Below are 24,128 nucleotides of genomic sequence, written 5' to 3' on the forward strand. Positions count from 1 at the left end.
TCCTCAGCTGTTGCGCCAGTCGTCAGCCGGCGCCGCCGCCGCACCCGGAACGTCACTACCGGTGTTAACGAGGGAGCGGCGCGCCCGGCAGACGTTGACGGCGCCGTCACCCAGAGTGCCTGGAAACACCTGGGCAATTTCGAAGTCTCGCTCAATGACCTCCCAGATCTCGGGCCGGTAGGCCTTGAGCTCGATCGGCAAGGTGTACACCAGCCACAACCCCGGGTGCGCCCGCCGCAGCGCCTCCAGCTCGTCCCCCGTCTCAGCGACTTGCCAGTGGGGGGCGAAGTAGCGCTGGTAGGCGACCCCGGCCAAACCCACCGCCACCACCGCATCGCCGGGACCGCGCCGCTGCTCGACGTAGTGGCGGGCGCCGGCGAAATCCTGTTTGGGCAGCGCGTAAGCCCGCGGCAGCGACAGGAGCGAGGCCACGATCAGCAGGCCGACGACTGCGGTACCGACGGCGCGCCCCGCTCGCTCACCGGCGCCGGCCGCGAGCGCCGCCAGCCGCGCGGCGCTCATGGTACCGTGCACCGCAATCAGCAGGGCGAAGCCGATGGCGAAGAAGAAGAATCGCGGCCAGAGGTTGTGGCCGAGTACGAGCATGCCGGCCCCCCCCATGACGGCGGGCAGTACCAGGGCAAAACCGGCCAGCCAGTTGCGCCGGGTCAGGCTCAGCCAGCCGGTTAGTGCCACCCCGGCGCCGGCGGCTAGAATAGCCTCGAGTCCGAAGCCGAGACGCAGGCTGCGCAAACTCTCTGTGACTACCCAAAGTGGATTGGTCCATTCCGACGGCAGCGAGACTTCGTGCAGCGCGGTGCGAAAAAACTGCGGCAGCGCCAGCGCGTACAGTTGTAACGTCAGGGTCAGCGCGAGCACGCCGGCCGCTAGCAGTCGGGCCGCGCCGGCAGCAAGCGGCGTGCGCCTGGCCCCGAAGTTAGTGCGGAGCAGAAACACCGCGGACAGCAGGCCATGGGCGGCCGGCACAAACAGCATCGTCATGTGGATCCACATCCCGAGCGCTACCGTGAGCGCGTAAGCGAGCGGCCAGCGCCAGTGGGGGGACTCCAACGCTCGCAGCCACAGCCAGGTCGCTAGCGTGGAGAAGAACATCAGCCCCATGTACCCGCGCGCGTTCTGCGAGAACCAGACGTGATGATACGATACCGCTAGTACCGCGCATGCGAGCAGTGCCTCGCGCGTGCCGGCGATCCGCCGGCCCAGCAGAAACAACGCCCACAGGCTGGCGACGCCGAACACGACCGACGGCAGGCGCAGCGCCCACGCACTCTCGCCGAAAATGCTGATCGATGCGTGCGCCAAGATCGAGAACAACATATGCTGGTTCTGTGACGGGAAAGTCGTCACGATCTGCCCGAGCGGTGAGCGCACGAAGTCCACCAGCGTGAGCACTTCGTCGAACCACAAACACGAGTTCAGCTGGTAACAGCGCAAGACCAGGGCGACCACGCTCAGCCCCGTCAGTAGCAGCCACGGCCGCCGGTCGCGCGCCGGAAGGGCACTGGCCGGCTGGCGTGCGCTGCCGATGGCGGCGGCGCCCAGCAGTGCCGCACCGTGCGCGGCGCACAAGAGCCGAAACAGCGCCGGCCCCCAACTCAGGGCGCCGGTGGCCTGGCCCAGTAGGGCGCGCTCAATTGCCGGGCCATCGACGAGCGCAGCCAGTGCCAGCAGCAGCACCCCGAGACCGGTTACGGTGAGACGAAAGAGCGCCATATTAACGTGGGTTGCAGAATCTAGAAGCGCGCCGGCTCACGACGCGCTGAAGCGAGCGGCCGGGCCCCGAAGCGACGCCGCGGGCGTAACGGCAGTCTCTTCACGCGCCATAACCCCCACACCAGCGCGCCCGACAATAGCAGCAGCGGTGTGGCCAGCAGGCCCGGGGGCAGGTAGCCCATGTGCTCAGCGGTTGTGAGCCACGGCAGTCTCAGTCCTTCTGAGGTAACGTGAATCAAACTCTCGAATACACCCAGGCCTTGTTCGACGTCGCGGTACATGGCTAGGCACCAGGACCAGTATGCGGTGACAATGGCGATACCGGCGGCTACCGCAGTGGGCAGGCCTCGCAGCGCCCCGGCGGCAATCAGAAACAGAAACGGCACGACCGGCACGATGTGCCGTACACCGCAGTTGAATTGCATACGCCCGTACTGATTGGCGCTGCAAAAGAGGAAGAACAGTACGCACAGGCCGGCGATGCACGCCCGTTCTCGAAGGCCGAGGCCGCCGCCGTGCCGCCAGGCGGGCGGATAGAGTGCGAGCAGTAGCAAGGGAGCGGAGGTGAACAGGCCGAAACGCATGTCGAAGGCGGTGGCCCAGGCCAAGTCCAACTGCGGCCAGGCCATCCCGTGGTAACCGAGATCGGAGAAGTGCGCGGGCGGCATGTAGTGCTGCGCCGGATAGAGTGGATGGCCGAAGCAGAGCCACTGTGAGGCCAGCAGCACTGCGATGCCGATGCTAGCGCCGGCTGCGAAGAACGGGATGTCCGCACGCGAGCGCAGCGCCAGCGGCAATGCCCGCCGGCGCGCCAGCGCGTAGAATCCCAGCGCCAGCAGCACTATGAGTCCGCTGTAGTCACAGAGGAGCGCGGCGCCGCTGAGCAGGCCGGCGAGCCAATATCGGGGCTGCCGGGGCGCGCGCGGGTCATCCCACGGCCGCCACAAGAGCGCGAAGGCGAACAGCGCGAAGTGACCGACGACCACGTTCTGGTTGAGCTGCGCCGTGCGATAGAGCACGGGCGTGGCGACGGCGTAGAGCAGCGCCAGCGCCGCCGCGGCGCGCGCCGCGACGTTCAGGCTGGTGAGAATGTGGAACATCACCACCACGCTCAGAGCGGATAGGGGAGCCATGCAAAGGGCTTGCATCACCGCCGCCGCCAAGCCGAATTTGAGCTCGAGGCCGCGTTCCTGCGCCTTGCGATGAAACTCCCTCGCCATCGGATAAATGGTGTCATAGTGCGCCGGGGCTGCGCCGCTGGCGGCGCGGACGCGTAGCTGCCGCTGGACCAGCCGGTCGATCAGCGGACGGGTCAGCAAGTACGGAATCGCTCCTAGCATCGAGACGCCGGGATTGTTGTTGATAAACGCGCCCCGACCCGGTACCGCGAAGATGTCCGGATGAAAGTCGAGATACTCTGAAACATCGAGGCTGAAATGATCGCCGAGAGTCAACGCCGGGTAGATCTCACGCACGGTGTTGGTGGCGAAGTGCAGCGCGAACACCAGCCAACAGGTGAGAAACAGGCGTACGGCAATGCCGCGCGAGGTATGCCGGGCCGAGGCCGACTCCGCTCCGGCCGCAGTGACGAGATGGGTCATCGTGATCTACCGTTGTGCGGCTGCGTCCAACACCGGGCGAGCCAGCATGGCCGCGTAACCCTGCAGTCCAAGCAGGCGGCGGCTGCACCACCATGCCGCCAGCCACACCACCGCCTCCGCGGCGAGCAGGGCGAGGGCTGCGCCAGTGACTCCCGCGCTCGTGTACCCTACGGGGATCAGCACTACCGCGGTAGCGGCGCCGCAGGCCGCCGTCAGCATTTCTGCGCCTTGCCGGCCGGCGGCAATTAGCGCGAAGCGGTAGTGCCCGCTCAGCGCCGCGATCACACACACTCCAGCTAAGCACTGCAGCACGGAGGCCGCCGGCGCGAAGCGGGCGCCGTATACCGTGGTGATGACCGCCGGTGACACCGACACCCAGGCGGCCCCGGCCACCACGCTGCCCCATGTCACTGCCCGCAGAGAGCCGTGAATGAGCTGCGCAAAGGGGCGCGGGCCCTGCTGCCAGGCCCGCGCCAGCGACGGCAGGAGGTTGAAAAAATACAGCCAGACGAAGGTGTGCGCGGCCAGCAGGATGCGCAACGCGCCGGCAAAGAACCCGACATCTTCCGCCGAAGCCACGAGCCCGAGGATCAGCGTGGCGCCCGACATGCGCACCACCCAGAACAGCTGGCTCAGGCCGATCGGAACGCCCTCGCGAAACAGACGCGGCGAGAACGTGATCCGCGCCCGAACCGCAGCACCAAAGTGCCGCCAATACCTCCAGGTGCCGTACCCGGCGGCGCTGCTCACCGCGATTACCTCGGCGGCGGCGACCCGCAACAGCTGCCCGGCGTCGCGCACGAAGACGAACACGAGCGCGGCGAACACCGCCGCACGAATCACCTGCACCGTGGCCACGGTGTTCATCCGATCGTGGCCCTGAAACACCCACTGCAGCAGGAACGGTGTTGCCAGCAGACTCACCCCGTAGATCAGCAGCAGCTGTGTCAGGATGGTCGAGCGATCCAGCAGGCAGGCGAACAGAATGACCCCAGCGTAGGCCGCGAGTGCGAGGATGACGCGCGCACCGACGATCTCCGCGACCAGCGCGGGGGTGTGCGCCGGCTCACGCGCAATTTCGCGCGCTCCGTAAGGGCCGAAACCCTGATCGACGATCAGGCCGGCACACAGTAGCACCGCGCCCGCAAACTCCACGATGCCAAAGCCCTCCGGGCCGGCGATGCGAGCGAGGTAAGCGAAGGCTGCGAACGTGAGCAGCTTGCCGGCCAGCTCCGCCCCAGCCAACGAAAGAAAGTTCCGCAGTAGTTTCATCACGGCGTGTGCGCGGTCGCGGCATCGCTGGCCGGCCGCGAGCCCAAGTCTGCCAGCGGCGGAAACGGCCGCCAGGCCTTACTTCCTGCCAGAACGCGCAACAACTGCAGCGGCTGGAAGGTGATGCTCGGCCAGAGAAAGATCTCATTGGTGCAGTGACAGTCTTTGGCGCAGATCGAACGCCGCAGTGCCGCGGCCGCGGGCGAGCGCCAAATCTCCTGGAATGATTGCTGCCGCAGATTGCCGAGGGGTAAATGCGTTTCGCAGGCGCTCACGTCGCCATTGGAGTAAACCACCGCGCTCAGCACCCCGGCGCGGCAAGGAATCACCTGGCGCTGCTCTTGCGCGGTCTTGACCTTGGCCCACTGCAACATCGGTTCGACGATAGCGCCGTAGCGCCGGCGTTCGCGCGGCGCCCACAACGCGCGCAAGTACTCATAGAGGGCTTGGTACTCGGCCAGCTGTGGGCCACGCAGTGACGGGTTCTTCCGATCGCCGCGGATCAAAGCCAAGTTGTGGTGGGCTATGTGCGGACAGCGCTCGAACAAATAGGTCGTCAGCCGGCGAATCTCCTCCATGTTGTCCGCCGTCGCCGTCGAAATCGCATGCAGCTGGAGCCGCGGATCATCCCGCTGCAACGCCGCCAGGGCGTCGTAGGTCTCCATGGCTTTGGCGAATGCGTTCTTGGTGGCACGGAAGCGGTCGTGAAACTCCGGCATACCGTCGAGCGAGAACTCCACGGCGAACAGACGCAGGCTCGGCTCCTTGAGCGTCTCGCGAATCTGTTCGACCGTGCGCTCGGTGTAGTAGCCGTTGGTCGGAACGTAGATCTCCTTGACACCGTTGGCGCGGATGAATTGGCGGCAGATTGCGCCGAACTCCTTGCGCAAGAACGGCTCGCCCCCGGAGAGATTGAGATTCTCGATGTGCCCGAGATCGTTGGACAGGGCGACCAACTCCTCGAAGGTCAGATCGTCACGGCGGTTGAGGTTCTGCCAGTAGAAGCAGTGCTCACACTTCATGTTGCAGATCGAGTTGATGAACAGGATCACGAACGGCGGACTGGGCACGGCCGGAATGCTCAGGTTCTGCCAGATCAGCCGGGCGTGCTTGGCGACGCGTGTCAGGGCATGCATGCAGCGCCTTCCTTCTTCTCGTCAGGACATCTGTGCGCGCGTGGGCCTGCCCCCGGCTGCGAAAGCGCGGGGGAGCACGGTGCGGCGCAGCCGGCGGGCCCAGCGGCGTGCGGCGAGATAGCGGTCGAGCCGGCCGTGGATCAGGCGCGTGAGCAACTCCGTGGAACGGATGTAGTACATGTCGACGCGTGGCAGCGCCCACAAAGGCTGGCGCCGGGCTCGTTGTAGTTCGGTGGTGCAGGCCGCACGGAACTCCCGCCGGGCGATGCTGCTGGCGGCAGCGCCCACCAAGCCGAACGGATAGGCGAAAGTTTCCACCGGCAGTGCGATGCGATCCTCGATCTCGTTGCGGGCGCCGACGATCTCGTCCTCAGCCGCGGCGGGCGAGAGCCAGCGCAGGTCCGGATGTGTGACCGTGTGACAGCCGATTTCGAGGCCGGCAGCGCAAAACTCGCGGACCTGGTTCCAGGTCAGCGGTGCAGGCTGCCGCTGCCAGCGCCCGGGCCAGCGCCAGTCGATGGTCCGATTGACGAAACCGGTTACCACGAAAACCGTGGCGCTAAAGCCGTGACGAGCCAGTATCGGGAGCGCAACTTCGTAAGTGTTGGCATAGCCATCGTCGAAGGTGAGGACCGCGCAGCGCTCCGGCCAAGCGCCGTTGGCCGCAAGGTGGGCTGCGGCATCAGCCAGCGAGATGCCGCGGGCACCGATGTCCGCCAGGCAGTCCATCTGATCCCCGAAGGCACTTGGAGCCACGGAAATAGCCGAGGCGCTGTTGTCGAGAGAGTGGTAAGTGAGAATCGGCACCGGAATTGGGCTCGAATTCACCGACTCGGCGAACTGTCGCGCGCCGGCAATGGGCAGCGGCTGCGTCATCATCGAGTGGCCGGTTGTACCCCGGCGGCCGGCGCTGCTGCATCGGGCTGCGGGCCGCGAGCGGTCGCAGCATATCCCAAGAACTCTCCCCACGCCCAGCCGGTGAGTAGGCCAAACACGAGCGGGATCGTCGTGGTCATCTGCGCGATCGACCGGCCCTGGCGCCCCATGTGGTGCACCGCGCGGGCCAAGAGCAACACCGGCAGCAGGGGGGCGCTGGCCGCGTACACCAACCGCCGCCAGCCGCTACCAGCGGCCGCCCGCGTCTGGGCAAACGCGCGCCCCCAGTCGATCCGTTCGCGATAGGCCCGGCGGAAGCTGATTGGCGGGCGATGTTGCTGCACCACCAGTCGCGGATCGAGGAAGAGCACCTCGCCACGCGCTTGCAGCGCCCAGTGCACGCTGGTCTCGTGGTAGCTTTCGCACCAAAGCGCGCGTACCGCTTCGAGCGCGCTGCGCTTGTAGGCCACGTTGACGTCGGAGACGTACGCCGCGGGTTGCGGTGTCAGCGGCCGGCCGTAGCGGCCGAAGTCGCAGTAGTAAAGCGCCCAGTTGAGCGCCCGGTCGACGCCGTTGTCGATTGCGCCGCCGATGACTGAGTAGGGCTGCTCGTGCACCTGCAGGACTCGGCGGCACCAATCCGCAGCCGGCACGGCGTAGTCTTCCGTGAGCGCAAGCAGTTCTCCACGGGCCAAGCCCAGCCCGACCGCGCGCCGGCAATCGTAGCGCTGATGCGCGAATGCCCGCAGTGACGGCGCAGGTGCCGTCGCGGCGTCGCGGATCTCGTGGAAGCGGACCGCCGGAAACTCGCTGTGCAGCTCGGCAACCTCGCGGGACCAGTGATCGTAGGGGACGATGATCTCGTGTTCGCTGAAATCGATCTGCGGGCACAACGCCGCCAGGCAGCGGCGCAAGCAGTCCTTGCCGCCGACGACGGCGATGATCACCGACAGTGCGATTGGGCGCGGAGCTGTCGTCATACGTGCTGGTGCTACGATTCGGAGGTCAGGAACGCCGGTTGGCCGGCGACGCGCTGGAGGTTGGGCGCATTACCGGGCAGCGTCAACGGCAAGCCGGCGCGTTTCTGGGCGAGCAAAGCGCGCGTCACGCCGAGGTAGTGATCCAAGAACGCCGGCTCGGCGAATTCCGCCTCGTAGGCGCGCCGGCCCTCAGCGCCGAGGCGCGCGCGCAGGGCCGGGTCGCCCTGCAGCTGCACGACGGCGGCGCGCAGCTCGTCCGGGCTGCGATACAACAACCCGCCTCCGTGTCTACGCACCAGTTCCTCCAGCGAGCTTTGGGCGTAGACGATCACCGGCGTGCAAGTGGAGAAGGATTCCGCCACGATCAGGCCGAAGGTTTCGTAACACAGTGACGGCACCACCGTGGCGAGCGCACCGCGATAGCAGGCCTGTAGCCGGTCATGGTCGATACGGCCGAGGAACTTGATGTTCGCTGCTCCCGCCGCCATTGCGCGTAGCTCGCTCTCAAAGTCGCCGGTGCCGGCAATCAGCAAGTCGACATCCGGCAGCGCGCGGAACACCGGGATGATGACCTGCACCCCTTTGATCCGCTCCAGCCGCCCGCTGAAGAGGCAATACGGTCGCTCTACCTTGGGGTTGCGCGCCAAAGCCGGCCCGGCCTCGGGTTCAGGATGGAAGAGCGGCAACTGAATCATCGTGCCGCGCAGGCCGCGCGCCCGGTGCATCGCAATGGTGAACTCGCTCGGGCCCAGGAAGGCGTCGATATGGCGCGTCGCCCGGCGCATCAAGCCGGTGTGGCGCCAGAGCTGCGGCGGCCGGCGTCCTGCCAGCTGGCAGCGCAGGCAGCTGGGCTTGGTACAGACTTCGCGGCCGAACTTCCACAACACGTGCATCGGGCAAACCAGCCAGTGTTCGATCAACGTGCACAGCTTGAGGCCGCGGCCGTACCGAAAGACGTGCGGCCCGCCGAGCAGCGAGACGTTGTTGTAGTGAATGACGTCGAAGCTGCCGCCGTCGAGCCAGCGCCGCAGCGCCGGCGCTTGCAGGCCCGGCCGGCCGGTTTGCTGCACCGCTAGCAAGCCCCACTTGCCGAGCGGCGTTGGCACCGGATGTACCGTCACGTTCGGATGATCCGGGTACTGGTTCGTAGGTTGTCGGCCGGCCAACAACTCGTACGCTGAAGGGCTGTGCAACACCGTCACCTGGTGCCCGCGCCGGGCCAGGCCGTTGGCCAGCCGGTGGGCGTAGACCCCGTCGCCACCGAAGTTGTACGGCGGGTAGAAGGTGGTGACGAGGCAGAAGCGCAGCGGCGACTCGGCGGTCATGGCAACGGGCTCACGCTGGGCTAAATTCCGAGGCACTTGGCGATGATGTTGCGCTGGATGTCGGAGGTGCCGGAGTAGAGCGTGCTGGCCATCGCGTCGCGCAGATCACGTTCGATCTGCATCTCGGTCATGTAGCCGTAGCCGCCATGGAGCCGCACGGCGTCGATGCAGGATTGGGTGAAGGCCTCGGAGACATAGAGCTTGGCCATGGCGGATTCGCGCAATGCCGGCTGGTTGCGCTCCTTGAGCCAGCCGATGCGGTAGACCAGGAAGCGCCCGGTATCGAGGCGCACGCTCATGTCGACGATGCGGTGGGCGACGGCTTGGAACTTCCCAATCGGGGCGCCGAACTGCCGGCGTTGGCGGGCGTGATCGAGGCAGCTTTCCAGCTGCCGGCGCATTACCCCCAGACAGCTGGCGAGGATGCAGCCGCGCTCCCATTCCATGGAGCATTCGAAGACGGCGACGCCGCGGCCCTCGCGGCCCAAGCGGTTCGCCGCCGGGATCTCGCAGTCGTCAAAAATCACTTCGGCCATCGGCGAGGTTCGCAGCCCCATCTTCTCCAGCGGCTTGCCGATCACCAGGCCGGGGGTGCCGCGCTCGATGATGAAGGCGGTGATGCCCATCGGCCCGAGCGCAGGATCGATGGTGGCGTAGGCGACGATGAGATCCGCCACCTGGGCGTTGGTGACGAACATCTTGGCGCCGTTGAGCACGTAGCGGTCGCCGCGGCGCTCGGCGCGTGTGCGCAGCGCAAACACGTCCGAGCCGGCCTCGGGTTCGCTGGCGGCATTGGCACCGATCAGCGTGCCGTTGCCCAGGCCGGGGAGGTAGCGCTGGCGTTGCGCGGCATCGCCGTGGAGCAAGATCGGAATCGAATTCGTCCACAGATGGGCGTTGATCGAGAACAGCAACCCTTGGTCGCGGCAGCCGTAGCCCAGCCCTTCCATCACGGCGATGACTTCGGTGATGCCGAGAGCGAGGCCGCCGTACTCCTTCGGGATGGGCATGGACTGGACCCCGAATTCGGCGCACTGGCGCCAGCCCTCGAGGCTGAACTGTTCGTCGCGGTCGCGCGCGATCATGTCGGCGCTGAGCTTGGCGCGGGCGAAGGCGATCGCCGCCGCCTGCCACTGCTGTTGTGATTCGGTGAGGTCGAGATTCATAACCGGCTGTCACGCGCCGGGCGCACCCAGGGCGCGGGCGAGGGTCTGGTAGTCGATCTTGTCGGTCGACGTGTGCGGCAGCGCGTCGCGAAAGGCGAAGACGTCGGGAACCATGTAGGCCGGCAGCTGCTGCGCGCAAAACTGCTTGAGTGAGATGATCGTCGGCTTGGCCCCGCTGCGCGGCACCACGTGAGCGACGATCTTGATGCCGGCGTTGGCGTCGGCCTGCGCCGTGGTGGCGACCTCGCGGATTTCGGGGTGGCGGTAGAGCGCGCTTTCGATCTCGCCCAGCTCGACGCGGTAGCCGCGCCGCTTCACCATGCGGTCGCGCCGTCCGAGGTAGAGCAAGCTGCCGTCATTGTCTTCACGGACGACGTCGCCGGTGTTGTACCAGCGCCGTCCGGCACGCTCGATCAACACCGCCCGGGTCTGCTCGGGGCGATTCCAGTAACCTTGAAACACCGCCGGCCCCGCCACGTACAGCAGTCCCTCCTCGCCCGGCTGCACCGGCGCCAGCGCGTCGTTCAGAACCACGGTGTCACAATGAGTGCACGGAAGCCCAATCGGGTAGGGCGTGGTGCGATCGGGCGGGATGGCGGGCGGAATGCGCCAGAAGGTGCATACGTTGGTTTCCGTCGGCCCGTAGAGGTTGAAGTACGCCGGCCGCGGCCACAGCTCGAGCAGCCGGCGCAGGTGCTTGACCGGAAAGACCTCGCCGGCAAACAACACCAGCCGCAGCGCGCTGAAGTCGAGACGATTAAGTCCGCCGAATTCCACCAGCATCGCCAGCACCGATGGGGTGGCGTAACAGATGGTCAGTCGCTGCTCGGCAACGAAGCGGGCGAGCTGCTGCGGGCTCTTGCTCACCTCCTCCGAGATCAGAAACACCGTCGCGCCATGCTTGATGGCGACGAACAGATCGAAGACCGAGAGGTCGAAATGGAACGGCGCATGGCTGCTGAAGCGGTCATTGCCGTCGGGCGTGAAGGTGTCCGAGCACCACTCGATGAAGCTGATGGCGTTGGCGTGCGACAGCATCACGCCTTTGGGTACGCCCGTCGATCCGGAGGTGTACAGAATGTAGGCCAGACCCTCGCTCCGCCTGGCGTAGGGCGGATCGCCGGCGCGCTCGGGCGAGAGGCTGTGCTCCCCGAGCAGCAACATTTGCAGCCTCGGCTCCGGATCGGCGGCGAAGAGGTCGGCGCCGGCATTGTTGCTTACAACGCTGCGGACCTGGCAATCGTGCAGAATGGTGTGTATCCGCTCGCGGGGCGCTGTCGCATCGACCGGCACATAGGCCGCGTCCGCCTTGAGGATGGCGAAGATCGCCACCACGCTGTCGATGCTCTTCGGCAAGAGGATGCCGACGCGATCCCCGGGGACGACTCCTCCCGCTCGTAGCCTGGCGGCGAGGTGTTCGGCGCGCTCGTTCAGCTCGCCGTAACTAATGGCGGAGCCGCCGGGATTAACCACCGCCGGGCGATCGGGGGCGCGCGCGGCGCTGCGCTCGAGATACTCAGCCAGATGGGTCACTGTCTTGTCCATCAGGCGCGCCCGCCGCGCTTCTGCCCGACAAATGCGGCGATGTCCTCGATACGGTCGAAGTTTTCCACGCTCGCTTCGTGCGCGTCGACCTCGATACCGAATTGCTCTTCGACGAAGGTTACCAGGCGCAACGTCGCCATCGAGTCGAGCACGCCGCTGGTACGCAACGGCGTGTCATCGCGCAGGTTGGCCGGCGATTCGCCGGGAAGACACTCACTGAGAATGTAGCAGCGGATTACTTCCTTGATGTCGCTCATGACAGCCTCACGGATGCCGCGGCGCTCGGTTGCGGCTGGCTTGTTGGACGGGCGCGCCCGGGCCGAGCACGATCGCCCGGAGCCGGGGCGAGGCCAGGGCCTTTTGCTGAAGGTTATCGAGCAGGCGGCGATGCCCGGCGGCGTTGGGATGCACGTCGCCCGCACGCAGCTGGAATTCGTTGAGGTCGGCGGCGCCGGCGAAAGTGTCCAGAAGATTCAGGGTCGGAACCTCAAGCTCTTCGAGCAGTTCGATGGCGTCGCCGAAGCCGGGTGCTGCCGAGTGCGACTCCTCGACCTGTGGTACCAGCAGCACGAGCAGGTCGGCGCGCTGGCGCTGCGCGTGCGCCTGCAATGACTCGATGACCCAGCGCAGCACGCGGAGGCGATGGGGTGCCAACTTGGCGTTGAAGGTGACCATGTCGTCGCTCGGCTGCAAGCGAGCCTCACGCGCCAGCTGGCGCAAGAAGTCGTAACGCAGGTCGATGCCGTCGTGAACCAATTGCGCGAGATGGTCGCCCCAGCGCCGCATCACCGACAGGTCGGTAAACGCCAGCGCATAGACATCGGGGGCAAACGCCGCGGCTCGCTCCAGCGCCACGTCGAGCATCTGCGTGATGCGGTAGCCGCCGACGGCGAAGTTCAAAATCTCGAATTGCTGGGCTGTGGCCGCACCGTACTCTTGGTTGAGGTGGTGTTCGAGCAGGGCCTCGAAGCGCTCGCCCGGCGCGACCCCGAAGCCGCGGGCGATCGAGTCGCCGATGAGGGCGATACGGCGCGTGTTGGGCGGTCGCTGGAGCGGGTACTCCTCGTCGGCCATGCCGGAGCTGTTGGTGATCAAGCGGTCGCCCGCGAAGGTGAGATCGAGGTTCGGTTTGAAGTCGTAACGAAGGAAGCCCGCAAGTCGGCGGTGGGCAGCAGTGGCGTTGCCGCCGCGGGGCCAGGCGCCGCCGTCGGCGGCCGCGTTGGTCAAGTGATGCCCGGCCGCGCTGCCGACGTTGAGCAGGTCCTGATAATAGCCCGCAGTGCGGCGAGCGTCATCGTCTGCATTCAGGCCGCGGCGGCTGAGGGTGGCGATTAGCACGCTGACCCAAGCTGGCTGCCGGTGCGGCAAAATGGAGGCGAGCAGTGGCAGCGTTAGCAACACGGTCAGTACAAGCAGCGAGCTGGTGGCGCTGCGCCAGAAGCGGATGGACATGGTGTTGGGAGTCACTCTGCGGTGCGGCGAGCGGCGATCAGGGTCTGGCGCTAGCAATGCCGGCCGATTGCGTGGCCTCGTCGGGACCCAGCACGGCGGCGCGCAGGCGCGCTGAAGCCATGAGCTTGCGGTGCAGGTTTTCGAACAGCAGGCGATGGCCGGCGCGATTGGGGTGGAAGTTGCCCGGGCCAAGCCGCAGGGCGGCAAGGTCGGTCGTGCCGGCGAAGCTATCGAGTAGATCGACGAAGGGGATGTCGAGGTCCTGCAACAGGTGCACGGTGTCAGCAAAGCGCGCCGCGACCAATTGGGTGTCGTCGGCCGTCGGTACCAGCAGTACGACCAGGGCCGCCGCGTGCTGTTGCGCGTGGCTCTGCAACGCCAACAACACCGCCCGCACGGCCGGTGAGCAGTACGGCGCCAGCTTGGCGGTGAACGTGGTGCGATCATCGGCGGTGTCGAGCTGTGCGTGGCGAGCGAGGGCGGTGAGGAACTCGTACTTCAGGTCGATGCCGTCATGGACCAGTTGCGCAAGGTGATCGCCCCAGGTGCGGCTGATCGACAAGTCCGTCAACGCCAGCAGGTAGACGTCGGGGTCAAAGGCGCTGGCGCGATCGAGGGCGACATCGAGCATTTGCGTGATCCGGTATCCTTCCACCGCGAAGTTGAGAATCTCAAAGGTACGCCTGCCGTTGTCGTGCGCCGTACGATTCAGCCGGTCTTCCAGCAGCGGCTCGAAGCCATATCCGGTGGGGACGCCGAAGCCGCGCGCAATCGAGTCGCCCACCAGAGCCAGGCGGCGCACCTGGGCTGGTTTGTTCAGAGTGTAGGGTTGGTCCGCCATGCCGAAATCGTTGGTTAGGAGCCGCCCGCCCGGGTAGGGGACCTCGAGGTTGGGCTTGAAGTCGTAATAGAGGAAGTCGCGGCGCCGGCGATTTACGCGTGTCAGCACCTCGAACTCGTGCCAGTTGTCGGCGCGGGCGGCGAGCAGCGCGGTAATGCGGTTGCCGGTCATGGTGGCGCCTTCGTTCATCAGCCCCTCGTAATAGCCGGCGGTGGTGCGCGCGCGGTCTTCCTCGTTGAGCCCGCGCCGGCTCAGGGTATGCAGTACCGAAGCGGCGGCCGCGGCAGCATTGCTGGGCAGGATCGCGGGTAGCTGCGAGGCGGCGAGCAGCAGTACCAAGGCCGCTTGGATGCAGACCGCGTTGGCCCAAAAGTGCGAGCGCACTAGCCGACCTGCCACCATGTGAGCAGCTCAAACCATGCGCGCATGCTGGGGGCGTTCCACATCGACCACAACACCGCCAGCAGCGCGAATGTGCCGGCGACCTTGAGCGGGCGCACGAAAACACGCTGCGCGCTCGCCACCGGGCGCCGTCGGCGCGCCTCCAGCAACAAGTTGCCGGTGACGAGTAGGCCCAGAACCATCCAGAACAGCACGTCCGGTCCGCTCAGCAGCACCTGGCCCGTTAGCCAGAAGTACTGATACATGTGCAGCAGCCAAGTGACGACGAAGACGAGGAGGGTGGCGACGATCTGCGCCCGCACCTCGCCACGCTTGCGCAGCCGGAAGTAGGCGGGAAAGTACACCAACTTCACCATGAAGTCTTTCCAATAGATGTTGATCCGCCGCCAGAAGTCGGTGAGGCTGCCGGCCAGGAAGTAGCGGCGATGGGTCTCCGGCAAATCGTAACCAAACAGGTGCAGTAGGCCGACGATGACGTGGAACTGGCCGGACACTCGCAGGTAGAGCAGATACGTCGTCACGATTGCCAACCCCAGCGCGCCCGCGGAGGTGACGGTATCCGGTGTGGCTTCGGGCTTGAGGTAATAGACCAGCCGGTAAAGCAGTAGCTGGCTGGTGCCGCGCACGATCCAGTGAATGCCCTGCTGCGCCACGTCATGGACGTCGCGGGCGTAGAAACTGCGCCGCAGGGTTTGGAAGTCAATCACCGGGAAGAGCACGAAGTAGTAGTTCGGCAGCAGGAAGAAGTAGCGCAGGAAGTCCCGCACCTTCGGGCGCTGGCCGCCGTGGCGGAGATCGTAGAGGTAGATCAACATGCGGAACATGAAGAGGGCGCCAAACACCGGCCAGAATTGCTGCGGCAGGCCGAAGCCGTGCAGCGCGCGGCCGTAGAGCAGCGCGGCGAAGATCGCGGCCACGCCGCCGGCACGGACGACATAGGGGAGCGGTGCCGCGAGGATGGCGAAGAACACCCCGCCGAAGGCCAGCAGCAAGAGCGCCACGCGGTGCTCCAGCAACACGAAGGCCCCGCCCAGGGACAGCAGGATCCAGAACGGCTCCTTGAAGCGAAACGGCAACCAGTAGTGCACGGCAAAACCCCCGAAGGCGGTTGCCGCCAATACCAGAAACGCCGGCTCTTCGACGCGAAACGTCTTGAATACCAGCAGCAAGGCGCCGAGCTGCGCCATCAGCGCGGTGAAGCGCAGCGGATCACGGGTGGCGTGGGCCGCACGCGGGTCGGTAGTCACACTCGGGGTTGCCGGCATGGAGAAGTCCTGGCGGCCCGTTGGCCGCAGCTCAGGCCGCAGGAGCGGCCGGCGGTGCCGCCAGCGCGGCGCGCGTAGCAATGCGCCGGGGCAAACGCTCGCGCGTCATGTGGTCGATGACCGAGATCAAGATCTCACGCAAGCTGGTGCGTGGCCGGTCGCACAGCAGGGCGTCGAGCTTGCCCAGGTCCGGCAGGCGGCGTTGCATATCCTCGAAGCCCAGGCCGTAGGCGACCTCGTACGGTACGTACACTATGTCGGAAGATGAGCGCGCTTGCGCGCGCACCTGGTGGGCGAGCGCGGCGATCGTGGTCTCTTCATCATTGCCGATGTTGATGACCTGACCGACGGCGTCGGGATGCTCGGCCAAGCCCACCAGCATGCGCACGACGTCTTCGACGTAAGCGAAGCAGCGTTGTTGCTGCCCGTCGCCGTACACCTTGATCGGCCGCCCAGCGATCGCGGCTTCGACGAAGCGCGGGATCACCATGCCGTAGCGGCCGGTCTGGCGCGGGCCGACGGTGTTGAACAAGCGCGCAACGATGACCGGCACCTTGTGCTCTTCCCAGTAAGCCAAGGCGAGGAACTCGTCGATCGCTTTCGAGCAGGCGTAACTCCAGCGCCGCTTGGTGGGCGGCCCCATGAGTAAGTCGTCGTCCTCGCGAAAGGGCACGTCGGTGCGCTTGCCGTAGACCTCACTGGTGGAGGTGAGCAACACCTTGCGATGCTTCTTGGCCGCCATTTGCAGCACCACCTCGGTACCGGCGACGTTGGTGGTGATGGTGCGCACCGGGTTCTCAACGATCAGCTGGACCCCGACGGCGGCGGCCAGATGAAAGACCACCTCGCATTGATCGACTAGTTCCGCGACCAGCTGGCGGTTGCAGACGGAGTCGATGTGATAGGTGAAGCGGGGATGACCTTTGAGGTGGGCGATGTTGTCCATGGCGCCGGTCGAGAGGTCGTCGATGATGGCGACGTCGTCACCGCGCGCAATCAGCAGTTCGGCCAGATGCGAGCCGATGAATCCGGCACCACCTGTTATCAGGGCTCTCATGGTGAGGTGTCCTCCTTCGCGCTCAGGCGGGGCCAGTTGGCGCCGCGGTGTAATGCCCAATCAGCCGAGCGGGTGGGCGCCGGCGACAACGGGGGCGGCGGCCACGCCGCTATGGAGACCGTAGAATGCGTGCAAGAGATCTTGCCCCGCACGCTCCCAACGGAATTGGGCGGCACGCTGCGGGCCGCGCTGCCGCAGGTTGGCCCGCAACTCGCCATCGCCGGTGATTCGCTGCAACGCGGCCAGCAATTCGCCGGGCCGCTCGGGCTCGAAAAGCAACCCGGCTTCAGCGACGATTTCCGGCAGGGCGCCACGGGCGCTAACCAGCACCGGGGTGCCGCAGGCCAATGCCTCGATTGCCGGAAGACCGAAACCCTCCTGCAAAGACGGCAGCACGAAGGCGGCCGCCGCGTTGTACAACAGGGCTAGGTCTTCATCCTCGACGTAGCCGGTGAAACACACGGTGCCGTCGAGGTGAAGCCGCGCGCTCTGTTGGCGCAGCGCCGCATGGGCTGAGTAGAAGACGTCGCCGGAGAAATCCCCGGCCAGCACCAGCCGGTAGTCTGCGTACTCGGGCTGGGCGCGTAGCGCCGCAAAGGCATCAAGCAGCGCCGCCAGGTTCTTATGCGGGCTGATGCCACCGACGTAAAGTACGAAACGCTGGTCAACCAACCCCAAGCGAGCCAGCAGCGCCAACATCCGCTGGTCGTGCGGGAGGGGGCGGAAGCAGCCGTTGGCGGCTTCCGAAATCACCAGCATACGTTGCGCGGTAATGCCGAAGCGGCGCGCGATGCCTTGGCGCGAGGCTTCGGATACGGTCACAACCAAGTCGGCTTGGGCTCGGGCCGCCAGCAGCTTGAGCCGCCACTGGGCAGCTGCGCGGCGAGTGGCAAAAACCTGCTGCGGCAACTCCTCCGCGATCACGTCGTGGATGACCACCGCAATTCGGCCGGGACCGGTAACCGGCACGTAGGTGTAAGCGCTGGGGAAGAACACGACGTCGAATCGCTCGCGGCTGATGGCACGCGAGGTCAGCCACAGGTCGCGTAGTGAACGGCGCCCGTCGGCGGCAGCCGACCGTGCACCGGGCCGGCGCGTAGGAATGCGGACCACCCGGACTCCCTCCGGCGCCGGCGGAGCGTCGGCCGCGTCGAAATCAAACAGCAGCGTGTACTCCACGCTGCGGTCGAGCGGCACCATTGCCGCGACCAACTCGCGCGTGAAGCGGCCGTACCCGCGCCGATTCAGCCAACAGGCGCCGTCGATTCCAACCCGCATCAGCTTGACTCCTCAGCGCGCGGCCGGCGGCACCGACAGCTGCCACCGCAGCCGCCGCGCCGTGACTCGGTCCCACAAATGCAAGGTCAGCGCCGCGCCCACTGCGACGCCGCAGTACAGGTAGTAGAGCCAGTGCAGCGGCAGCACACCGGCGGTGAACAGCAGCCCGCGCTTGCGAAGGAAAAAACGGTAGAAGTCGTAGTTCAAGCTGAACAGCGCCGCCGCCAGTGCCGCCAAGGCGCCGGCAGCTATCGGCCGCAACGGCAGTGTCGCGGGTAACCAGCGCGGCAGCCACGGCTCCGCCAGCGCTACGCCGGCGACCGCCACCAACGCGAACACCAGTAAGACGCTGAGGCGATGAGTGCGGGTCACGTTCAAGTCGGCCGGCATGGTGCGATCGCGCAGCATGAGCAGGAACCAGGGGATGCCGCGGTCGCGGACGTCGGTGCGCAGCAGGTTCCACAGCGTCCAGCGCTTCAAGTGGGTGACTTGCACCGCCGGCTCCAGATCGATGCGATGGCCACTGGCGGCCAGCCGGAAGCCCAACTCGATGTCTTCGATGCACGGCCGCCGATAGGATTCGTCGAAGCCGTGGAACTGCAAGAACAGCGGGCGCCGGATGGCGCCGCAACCGGCCCAAAAGGTCCACGCTTGCGAGCGGCTGGTTTGGTGAACGTAGTGATGGAAGAGATTCTTGTATTGCGACACGAAACCACGGTGCGCGGGGGTGTCGTCGTACGAACCCATCAGCGCCTCCACTTGCGGGTGGGCACGGAAGTGGGCGTCGATGCGGCCGAGGGTGTCGGGGTGTACGCACACGTCGGCGTCGATGAACACGAGAATCTCGCCGCGGGCTTGTTCGGCCGCGCGATTGCGGGCGCGCGCCGGACCGCCGTTGCTGCCAAGTGCCAGTAGGCGCACGCCATGCTTGGCCGCGACGTCCCGCGAATGATCGGTCGAGGCGTCATCCACGACGATGCACTCGTAGTCGCGGAAGCTGGAGCGCGCCAGTGCCGTCAGAGAGCGATCGAGGAAAGCGGCGCAGTTGTACGCCGGCACAATCACGGAGAGTCGGACAAGTGGGTGACTCATGGCGCGCTTGCCTCAGCCCTGCGCGGCGGCCGGCGCGCGCCGGCGCAGCTGATAGAGGTCCACGCCGGGATATCGTCGGAGAGCGACGGTCTCGTGCGAGGAGGCCAGGCGTGCGCGGCATGCCGGCGTCTGGTTCTCCCAGTCGCGACCGCTGAGCAGCCAGAGCTCCGGCCGCTGGTGAAAGTCCGCCAGGCGCGCGGAGTCACGCTGACTGAACTCAGCGCGGCAGTCGTTGAGCGAGACAACGGCAAGCCCAAGGCCGTAGTAGGTGGCCGCAACCCCTATCTCACCAACGGTGACAACCGGAGCCCCGGCGATCCCCGTCATCCTTACATAAGCGAGCACGTCGGCAACGTGCTCCTTGTCGTAGCGCGGATTCCAGTAGTAGTTGGCGAGCGACCACAGCGAGCAGGTCAGCAGGGCGGCGAGTGCTGCCGCCCGCAATAACCCGGATCGCAGGCTGGTGATGCCGGCGGCAATCAGCAGCAGAAATGCCGGCAGCGCAACCAAGGCGTAGCGGACGCGATAATTGATGTTCAACAGCAGGGCCAGCGCGAAGGCGAGCACGAAGGGTCCACCCAGCCAGGGCAGCAGTAAGTCGCCGGCGCCGGGAGTTCGCCACGCCAGTGCAATCCCCGCCGCCAGCAGCGTAAGAGCCAGTAGCAGCACGATGGCGGCGATCGGATGCTCGGCGGCGACGCTCAGCATGCCGGCATTGTTATGCAGGTCGGCAATGGTCGGCCCGAGGGAAAAGCCCATGGCGTAGGCGAACAGGGTAAACGGTAGCGCCGCCAATGTGCCCGGCCGCGCCGGCGCCGGGTGCGGCGTCAGGTAGGTGGCGGCGATGGCGAGAACCGGCACGACGGCGGCGGCCAGCAGCGACAGCGTGACCGCCAGACGCACGGCAAAGCCGCGCCCGGCTGCGCCCGCACGCTGGAGACGCCAGGCCGACAGCGCTTGCAAGCCGGCAACGGCAAACGACAGCAAGAACGTGTAGAGATTCAAGACCGTCAGCGTGGCGTAAGCGATCCAGGCCCGTAGCCCGCCGCGGCGGCTGGCACGCAGCAACGCCCAGTACGACAGCGTTGTCAGCAGCGCCCACAAGGCGTACCAGCGCGCCTCCTGGCTGTACCATATGTCCAGCGGCGAAATGGCCAGCAACAGCGCCGCCAGCAGCGCCGTCGGTGGGCCGAACAGCCCGCGGCCGACGAGATAGAGGGAAAACACCCCGGCCACTCCGAATAAGGCCGACGGCAGCCGCGCGCTCCATTCGGCGTGGCTGGGGGAGAGAAAGAGATGAGTGATCAAGAGCGAGAGTGGGGCCTGCTGATAGCGGCCGGGGTCGGCCGCGGGGTGATAGTTGGCGAAGATGGTGGCGAGCGGCTGGGAGGCGACGCGCACCTGGAGCACCTCGTCGATCCAGAAGTTCTCGTCACCCAGCCGGTACAAGCGTAGCCCCGTTGCCAGCACCAGCAGCGCCAGCACTCTCGTGCGCTCGGGTAATACGGCGGCCCGAGCAGCTGTAACGGCTGATATAAAGCGTGACATCAGCGATATTCGCGACAGCGAGCGATTTACGCGCCGTAATCCGGCGCCGCTTGCTGTTAACGCCGGACCTGGGTCCTCTTACCGAGCCTTGCGCGCGCAACGTGGAACGTGCTCGGAGATCTTGTGCTCCCCATGCTCTCCTGGAGGAGCGTGGCCTCCGAGCGCGCTTGCCCGGCCCACCCCGAACGCGCTCGGAGAGCACCCTCGACGGCGCTCCCGCCCTCAGTCACAAGAAGTCTGCGCAGAGACAAGATATGCCGCCAAACCTGCACCGCATATCCCACTACGGCGCGGGGCGGGCGATGACGGCTTCGGCCAGTAGCGCGGTGCAGCGCATGGCGGAGGCGCTGCTGCTGGGGCGGCGGATGCCGCCGCGCAGCGCGTTGAGCGCCGCCAGTGTCCAGGGCGAGCCGTTGGGCTGGGTGCCGAAGAGCGAGTACACCGCCGGCCAATAGCTGGTGTTGCTGCCGAGCATGCCGCCGATGTTGATGCTCGGTCCCCACACGGCGGTGGTGCCGTCGAAAATGCCGGTGGCAAGTTGCCGCGGGTTGGCACTGGTGGTGGCTTGGCGCACCACTGCCAGCAGCGCCACCGCCCGTACTGTCTCGCCCGGATTTAGACTGATGTCACTCAATGTGTACAGGTCGTTCTCGACCACGGTGGTGTAGACGTAGTCGCTGTCGTTGTTGGGCATGCCGGCGGCGGCGAAGTCATCCACCTTGGTCCAGTTGGTCGCCGGGCTGGTGGGGGAGCGGCTCCAGGTGATGGCGGCATCGCCGTTGGGCACCAACTCCTGCAGGCGCAGCACCGGCAGATCCATGCCGTTGCCACCGCTCTGCAGCACCCAGTCGTCGACGTACAACTCCATCGCCGCGGCTTCGGTGCGGGGTGCGCCGATGAAGGCGTAACGCAACTGCGGTGACACACTGGCCTGCGCCAGCGTCTGCGCGCCCACCAGTTGCCCGTTGATCCACAGCCCGCACTCGACCGTGCCGGGCAGACAGTCATACACTTGCCCGGTGCCGTTGTGCACGGAGTTGAAGGCCACCTCGTACCACGTGTTTAGCGCCAGGGTGTCGCTCGCGGCGTAGAGGCTACCGCCGGAATCGGCGTAGTGCAGCTGCAATGCGACACCCCCGCCGGCCGCGGTGGCGTAGAGCGCGCAGCTGCCGCCGCAGTAGGCTGTACTAAAGCCCGCGATCATGCGCGGTACGGCCGGCGCGCTGCTCACGCGCAGCTGGAAGTGCTGGCCGGCAGCTGCACCGCCGATGTCCTTGTACAACTCCTCGCTCTGGCCGGTGCCGGGGGCGAACTTCACCGAGCAGGAGTTATCGGTGGCAACCGGCGGTGCCGGTGTGCGTTGGGTGGAGGGGTTGACGCCGGAGCCCGACCACGCCCCGCCGGCGGCCTGCCCGCCAAACGGGTCAAGCAGGTGCTGCGTCGGGCCCAGGTTACAGAACTCAAAGCCCGTGGCGAACACGATCTGCGGGGTGGGCGTAGGAGTCGCGGTCGGGGTGGGCGTGGAGGTGCGAGTCGAAGTGTGGGTTGCGCCGAGCACGGTGATTGCGCCGCTGCTCGCGACCGAGTTGATGCTGGCGCCGTAGGAATCGCTCAGGTGTGGGCGCTCGCCCGTGAGGGGGTAGACGCCGGGCGCTGCGTTGCCGCTGATCGGGAAGGTGCAGCTAGCCACGATGCCGTCGCCGAACGTCGCGGCGCTGCTCATATCCAGTGCCAGGAGCCGCAAGCGCGTCTGCCCTGCCGGTGCCGGCGGGTCGGCCGGCAACGAGGTGCTCAACGAGTGATCGATCAGCCGGGGATCAATCGTACAGGTCGGGGTGCCGAAGGTGGCGCTATCGAACAACAGATCGAGCTGGGCGGCCGATACCGTGTCGGCGCCGCCCGCAACGCTTATTGCCACCGTGGCGGTGCTGCCGCGGGCGCCGGATGCGGTGCCGATTTGCACCGTACCGGTCAAGCCGGTTTCGCCGCTGATGGCATCACCGCCGGTAGGCCCGTCCGGAGTGCCGCCGCCAGGGCTCTGCGGGGCTCCACTCCAGGCGAAGCAACCATTCAAGGCGTTATTGACCGCGTAGACCAGCTCCTCCACTGTCACCTCACCGTCGAGCGTGCGGTCAAACCGCTCGCAGGTGCTGAGCGGTTGGTTGCCGAGGGCGATGTTGACGCCGACAACGAGTTCATCCACGGTCACTTCGCCGTCTCCCAAGCAGTCGCCGGCGCACATGGGCGTGAAACTCAGCGAGAACGAAAGGCTGCCGCCGGGCAGCGAGCAGGCATTGGTCACCAAGATCAATTGTGTCACGCCTTGCGTGACATTAAAGTTCAGCACGGTGTTGTTGTTGCCGCCGTTGGCGTTGGCGCAGCCGGCGAAGGTGGGCGCGATGCACTCGCCGCGCAGGGCCGCCACCACCGGTGCGTAGCCCATGGCAGCCTCGACGCCAACCGTACCGTCATACGGCGGAGTGAAGCGGTACCACACCCCGCGCTTGGTATTGGTGCACCCTGAGGCCCAGCACGAGTTTGGGACGGCGGGGACGTCATCCGAGGTAGCGGTGGCGATGTTGCGGACATCGAAGAACGGCTCCTCGACCACGACGGCGTTGTCGCAGAGGTCGTTCTGCGTCAGCTCGCAAGCATCAGCGATCTGGTCCCCGTCCGAGTCCGGCTCGCTGTCGCAGGCATCCCCGACGCCATCGCCGTCGCAATCGAACTGGAGCGGGTTGGCGACCGTGGGGCAGTTGTCGGTCGGGCATATGTTGGCGGAGAAGCCGGGATCCCCAAGGCCGTCGCCGTCCGTGTCCGTACACGTATCGCACGCGTCACCGGTGCCGTCGCTGTCGGCATCGAGTTGATCCGCGTTCGCAACGCCCGGACAGTTGTCACAGACATCGCCGATGCCGTCCGCATCAGCGTCTGCTTGCTGTGGATTATGCGCTTGCCGCCCGGCGGCGCTTGCCCCGGGGCGGCAATTGTCGCACATGTCGCGCACGCCATCGCCATCTTCGTCGGGCCCCTGTGTGCAAGGCCCGAGGGTGATAACTGCCACTTCCGTATTGCCTGACCAGTATGCCACGTTCAGCTCCGACAACGTGAGCCAGCGAAACGATTCCTCGTTGTTTTTGATGATCTTCACCAGCATCGTGCCGTTGGTTCCGACGACGTAAATTTGCCCAAAGGGGTTGGGTCGGATCTGGTGACCCGTCGCCGTCGGGGTGCTCATTGGTGTCACTGGCCTGTTTGGAAGCCGCATAATCCCGTTCTCGTCCGTAGTGCCGGCGATCTCAGGAGTGTTGTCGATCTGCTCGTGGTCGCTGTCACACGCGCTCTTCTGGTAAAGTTTGACGCCGGCATACGACATTGCACTCCCCGCGTTGTCGAGCACGCGGATGTACGTACTAGTGGGCGTATCCCACAGGTACTCGCCATAGTACCCCCCTCGGCGAAACCCGGCGTCGGCGTTCAGCGCCCCGATGGTGTGGCTAGACGGCATGTCCAGGTACCCGTCGCAAACCCCAACAGGGCAATCATTACTTGTGACGC

Annotated in this window: 18 protein-coding genes and 1 other annotated feature; all 18 genes read right to left on the bottom strand. The window is 66.2% G+C overall.

The genetic code is table 11. The annotated features are described in order from the left end of the window. Positions 1-3 precede the first annotated feature (3 nt). Positions 4-1,734 carry a glycosyltransferase family 39 protein gene (locus tag HY699_12780; protein MBI4516679.1) on the bottom strand — a complete coding sequence of 577 codons (1,731 nt, stop codon included), beginning with the start codon at positions 1,732-1,734 and terminating at the stop codon, positions 4-6. A gap of 20 nt (positions 1,735-1,754) precedes the next feature. After that, positions 1,755-3,335 carry a hypothetical protein gene (locus HY699_12785; protein MBI4516680.1) on the bottom strand — a complete coding sequence of 527 codons (1,581 nt, stop codon included), beginning with the start codon at positions 3,333-3,335 and terminating at the stop codon, positions 1,755-1,757. Positions 3,336-3,341: 6 nt separating this feature from the next. After that, the gene (locus HY699_12790; GenBank protein MBI4516681.1) at positions 3,342-4,607 is read right to left on the bottom strand and encodes an oligosaccharide flippase family protein; all 1,266 of its coding nucleotides are present in this window, start codon (positions 4,605-4,607) and stop codon (positions 3,342-3,344) included. Next, positions 4,607-5,743, bottom strand: coding sequence for a radical SAM protein (locus HY699_12795; GenBank protein ID MBI4516682.1), 1,137 nt, complete (start codon positions 5,741-5,743; stop codon positions 4,607-4,609). The genes HY699_12790 and HY699_12795 overlap by 1 nt, the downstream gene beginning before the upstream one ends. A 21-nt stretch (positions 5,744-5,764) precedes the next feature. Then, positions 5,765-6,622, bottom strand: a complete 858-nt coding sequence (locus tag HY699_12800) for a polysaccharide deacetylase family protein (protein MBI4516683.1) — start codon at positions 6,620-6,622, stop codon at positions 5,765-5,767. Further along, a complete protein-coding gene (locus HY699_12805; protein MBI4516684.1) occupies positions 6,619-7,599 on the bottom strand; it encodes a hypothetical protein in 981 nt (326 codons plus the stop codon). Before HY699_12805 ends, HY699_12800 begins: the two co-directional genes overlap by 4 nt. Positions 7,600-7,610: 11 nt before the next feature. Continuing rightward, complete coding sequence (locus HY699_12810) at positions 7,611-8,924, bottom strand: glycosyltransferase (GenBank protein ID MBI4516685.1); 1,314 nt, start codon at positions 8,922-8,924, stop codon at positions 7,611-7,613. A gap of 20 nt (positions 8,925-8,944) precedes the next feature. Next, positions 8,945-10,090, bottom strand: a complete 1,146-nt coding sequence (locus HY699_12815) for an acyl-CoA dehydrogenase family protein (protein ID MBI4516686.1) — start codon at positions 10,088-10,090, stop codon at positions 8,945-8,947. Positions 10,091-10,099: 9 nt separating this feature from the next. Beyond that, positions 10,100-11,635 (bottom strand): amino acid adenylation domain-containing protein, encoded by a 1,536-nt coding sequence (locus tag HY699_12820; GenBank protein MBI4516687.1) that lies wholly within the window; start codon positions 11,633-11,635, stop codon positions 10,100-10,102. Continuing rightward, complete coding sequence (locus HY699_12825; GenBank protein ID MBI4516688.1) at positions 11,635-11,892, bottom strand: acyl carrier protein; 258 nt, start codon at positions 11,890-11,892, stop codon at positions 11,635-11,637. The genes HY699_12820 and HY699_12825 overlap by 1 nt, the downstream gene beginning before the upstream one ends. Before the next feature lie 7 nt (positions 11,893-11,899). Further along, positions 11,900-13,087 (bottom strand): SGNH/GDSL hydrolase family protein, encoded by a 1,188-nt coding sequence (locus HY699_12830; GenBank protein MBI4516689.1) that lies wholly within the window; start codon positions 13,085-13,087, stop codon positions 11,900-11,902. Then, positions 12,728-12,787, top strand: a sequence feature (possible 16S ribosomal RNA but 16S or 23S rRNA prediction is too short). (Overlaps the previous gene by 60 nt.) A gap of 37 nt (positions 13,088-13,124) precedes the next feature. Beyond that, on the bottom strand, positions 13,125-14,330 hold the full coding sequence (locus tag HY699_12835) for an SGNH/GDSL hydrolase family protein (GenBank protein ID MBI4516690.1): 1,206 nt from the start codon (positions 14,328-14,330) through the stop codon (positions 13,125-13,127). After that, a complete protein-coding gene (locus tag HY699_12840) occupies positions 14,312-15,595 on the bottom strand; it encodes a hypothetical protein (protein MBI4516691.1) in 1,284 nt (427 codons plus the stop codon). Before HY699_12840 ends, HY699_12835 begins: the two co-directional genes overlap by 19 nt. A gap of 31 nt (positions 15,596-15,626) precedes the next feature. Continuing rightward, positions 15,627-16,652, bottom strand: coding sequence for a GDP-mannose 4,6-dehydratase (locus HY699_12845; GenBank protein MBI4516692.1), 1,026 nt, complete (start codon positions 16,650-16,652; stop codon positions 15,627-15,629). A gap of 60 nt (positions 16,653-16,712) precedes the next feature. Continuing rightward, complete coding sequence (locus tag HY699_12850; GenBank protein ID MBI4516693.1) at positions 16,713-17,930, bottom strand: glycosyltransferase family 4 protein; 1,218 nt, start codon at positions 17,928-17,930, stop codon at positions 16,713-16,715. Positions 17,931-17,942: 12 nt separating this feature from the next. Further along, positions 17,943-19,022, bottom strand: coding sequence for a glycosyltransferase family 2 protein (locus tag HY699_12855; protein MBI4516694.1), 1,080 nt, complete (start codon positions 19,020-19,022; stop codon positions 17,943-17,945). A gap of 12 nt (positions 19,023-19,034) precedes the next feature. Continuing rightward, on the bottom strand, positions 19,035-20,570 hold the full coding sequence (locus HY699_12860; protein MBI4516695.1) for a glycosyltransferase family 39 protein: 1,536 nt from the start codon (positions 20,568-20,570) through the stop codon (positions 19,035-19,037). Between the two features lie 283 nt (positions 20,571-20,853). Then, the coding region (locus tag HY699_12865) for a thrombospondin type 3 repeat-containing protein (GenBank protein MBI4516696.1) at positions 20,854-24,128 on the bottom strand (3,275 nt) is incomplete at its 5' end.

This window comes from Deltaproteobacteria bacterium (assembly GCA_016210005.1).
Lineage (GTDB): Bacteria > Desulfobacterota > Binatia > HRBIN30 > JACQVA1 > JACQVA1.

Bases quoted from the DNA above. Each gene is read 5' to 3' on its own strand.
- HY699_12780 (MBI4516679.1), bottom strand. From the start codon at position 1,734: ATGGCGCTCTTTCGTCTCACCGTAACCGGTCTCGGGGTGCTGCTGCTG.
- HY699_12785 (MBI4516680.1), bottom strand. From the start codon at position 3,335: ATGACCCATCTCGTCACTGCGGCCGGAGCGGAGTCGGCCTCGGCCCGG.
- HY699_12790 (MBI4516681.1), bottom strand. From the start codon at position 4,607: ATGAAACTACTGCGGAACTTTCTTTCGTTGGCTGGGGCGGAGCTGGCC.
- HY699_12795 (MBI4516682.1), bottom strand. From the start codon at position 5,743: ATGCATGCCCTGACACGCGTCGCCAAGCACGCCCGGCTGATCTGGCAG.
- HY699_12800 (MBI4516683.1), bottom strand. From the start codon at position 6,622: ATGATGACGCAGCCGCTGCCCATTGCCGGCGCGCGACAGTTCGCCGAG.
- HY699_12805 (MBI4516684.1), bottom strand. From the start codon at position 7,599: ATGACGACAGCTCCGCGCCCAATCGCACTGTCGGTGATCATCGCCGTC.
- HY699_12810 (MBI4516685.1), bottom strand. From the start codon at position 8,924: ATGACCGCCGAGTCGCCGCTGCGCTTCTGCCTCGTCACCACCTTCTAC.
- HY699_12815 (MBI4516686.1), bottom strand. From the start codon at position 10,090: ATGAATCTCGACCTCACCGAATCACAACAGCAGTGGCAGGCGGCGGCG.
- HY699_12820 (MBI4516687.1), bottom strand. From the start codon at position 11,635: ATGGACAAGACAGTGACCCATCTGGCTGAGTATCTCGAGCGCAGCGCC.
- HY699_12825 (MBI4516688.1), bottom strand. From the start codon at position 11,892: ATGAGCGACATCAAGGAAGTAATCCGCTGCTACATTCTCAGTGAGTGT.
- HY699_12830 (MBI4516689.1), bottom strand. From the start codon at position 13,087: ATGTCCATCCGCTTCTGGCGCAGCGCCACCAGCTCGCTGCTTGTACTG.
- HY699_12835 (MBI4516690.1), bottom strand. From the start codon at position 14,330: ATGGTGGCAGGTCGGCTAGTGCGCTCGCACTTTTGGGCCAACGCGGTC.
- HY699_12840 (MBI4516691.1), bottom strand. From the start codon at position 15,595: ATGCCGGCAACCCCGAGTGTGACTACCGACCCGCGTGCGGCCCACGCC.
- HY699_12845 (MBI4516692.1), bottom strand. From the start codon at position 16,652: ATGAGAGCCCTGATAACAGGTGGTGCCGGATTCATCGGCTCGCATCTG.
- HY699_12850 (MBI4516693.1), bottom strand. From the start codon at position 17,930: ATGCGGGTTGGAATCGACGGCGCCTGTTGGCTGAATCGGCGCGGGTAC.
- HY699_12855 (MBI4516694.1), bottom strand. From the start codon at position 19,022: ATGAGTCACCCACTTGTCCGACTCTCCGTGATTGTGCCGGCGTACAAC.
- HY699_12860 (MBI4516695.1), bottom strand. From the start codon at position 20,570: ATGTCACGCTTTATATCAGCCGTTACAGCTGCTCGGGCCGCCGTATTA.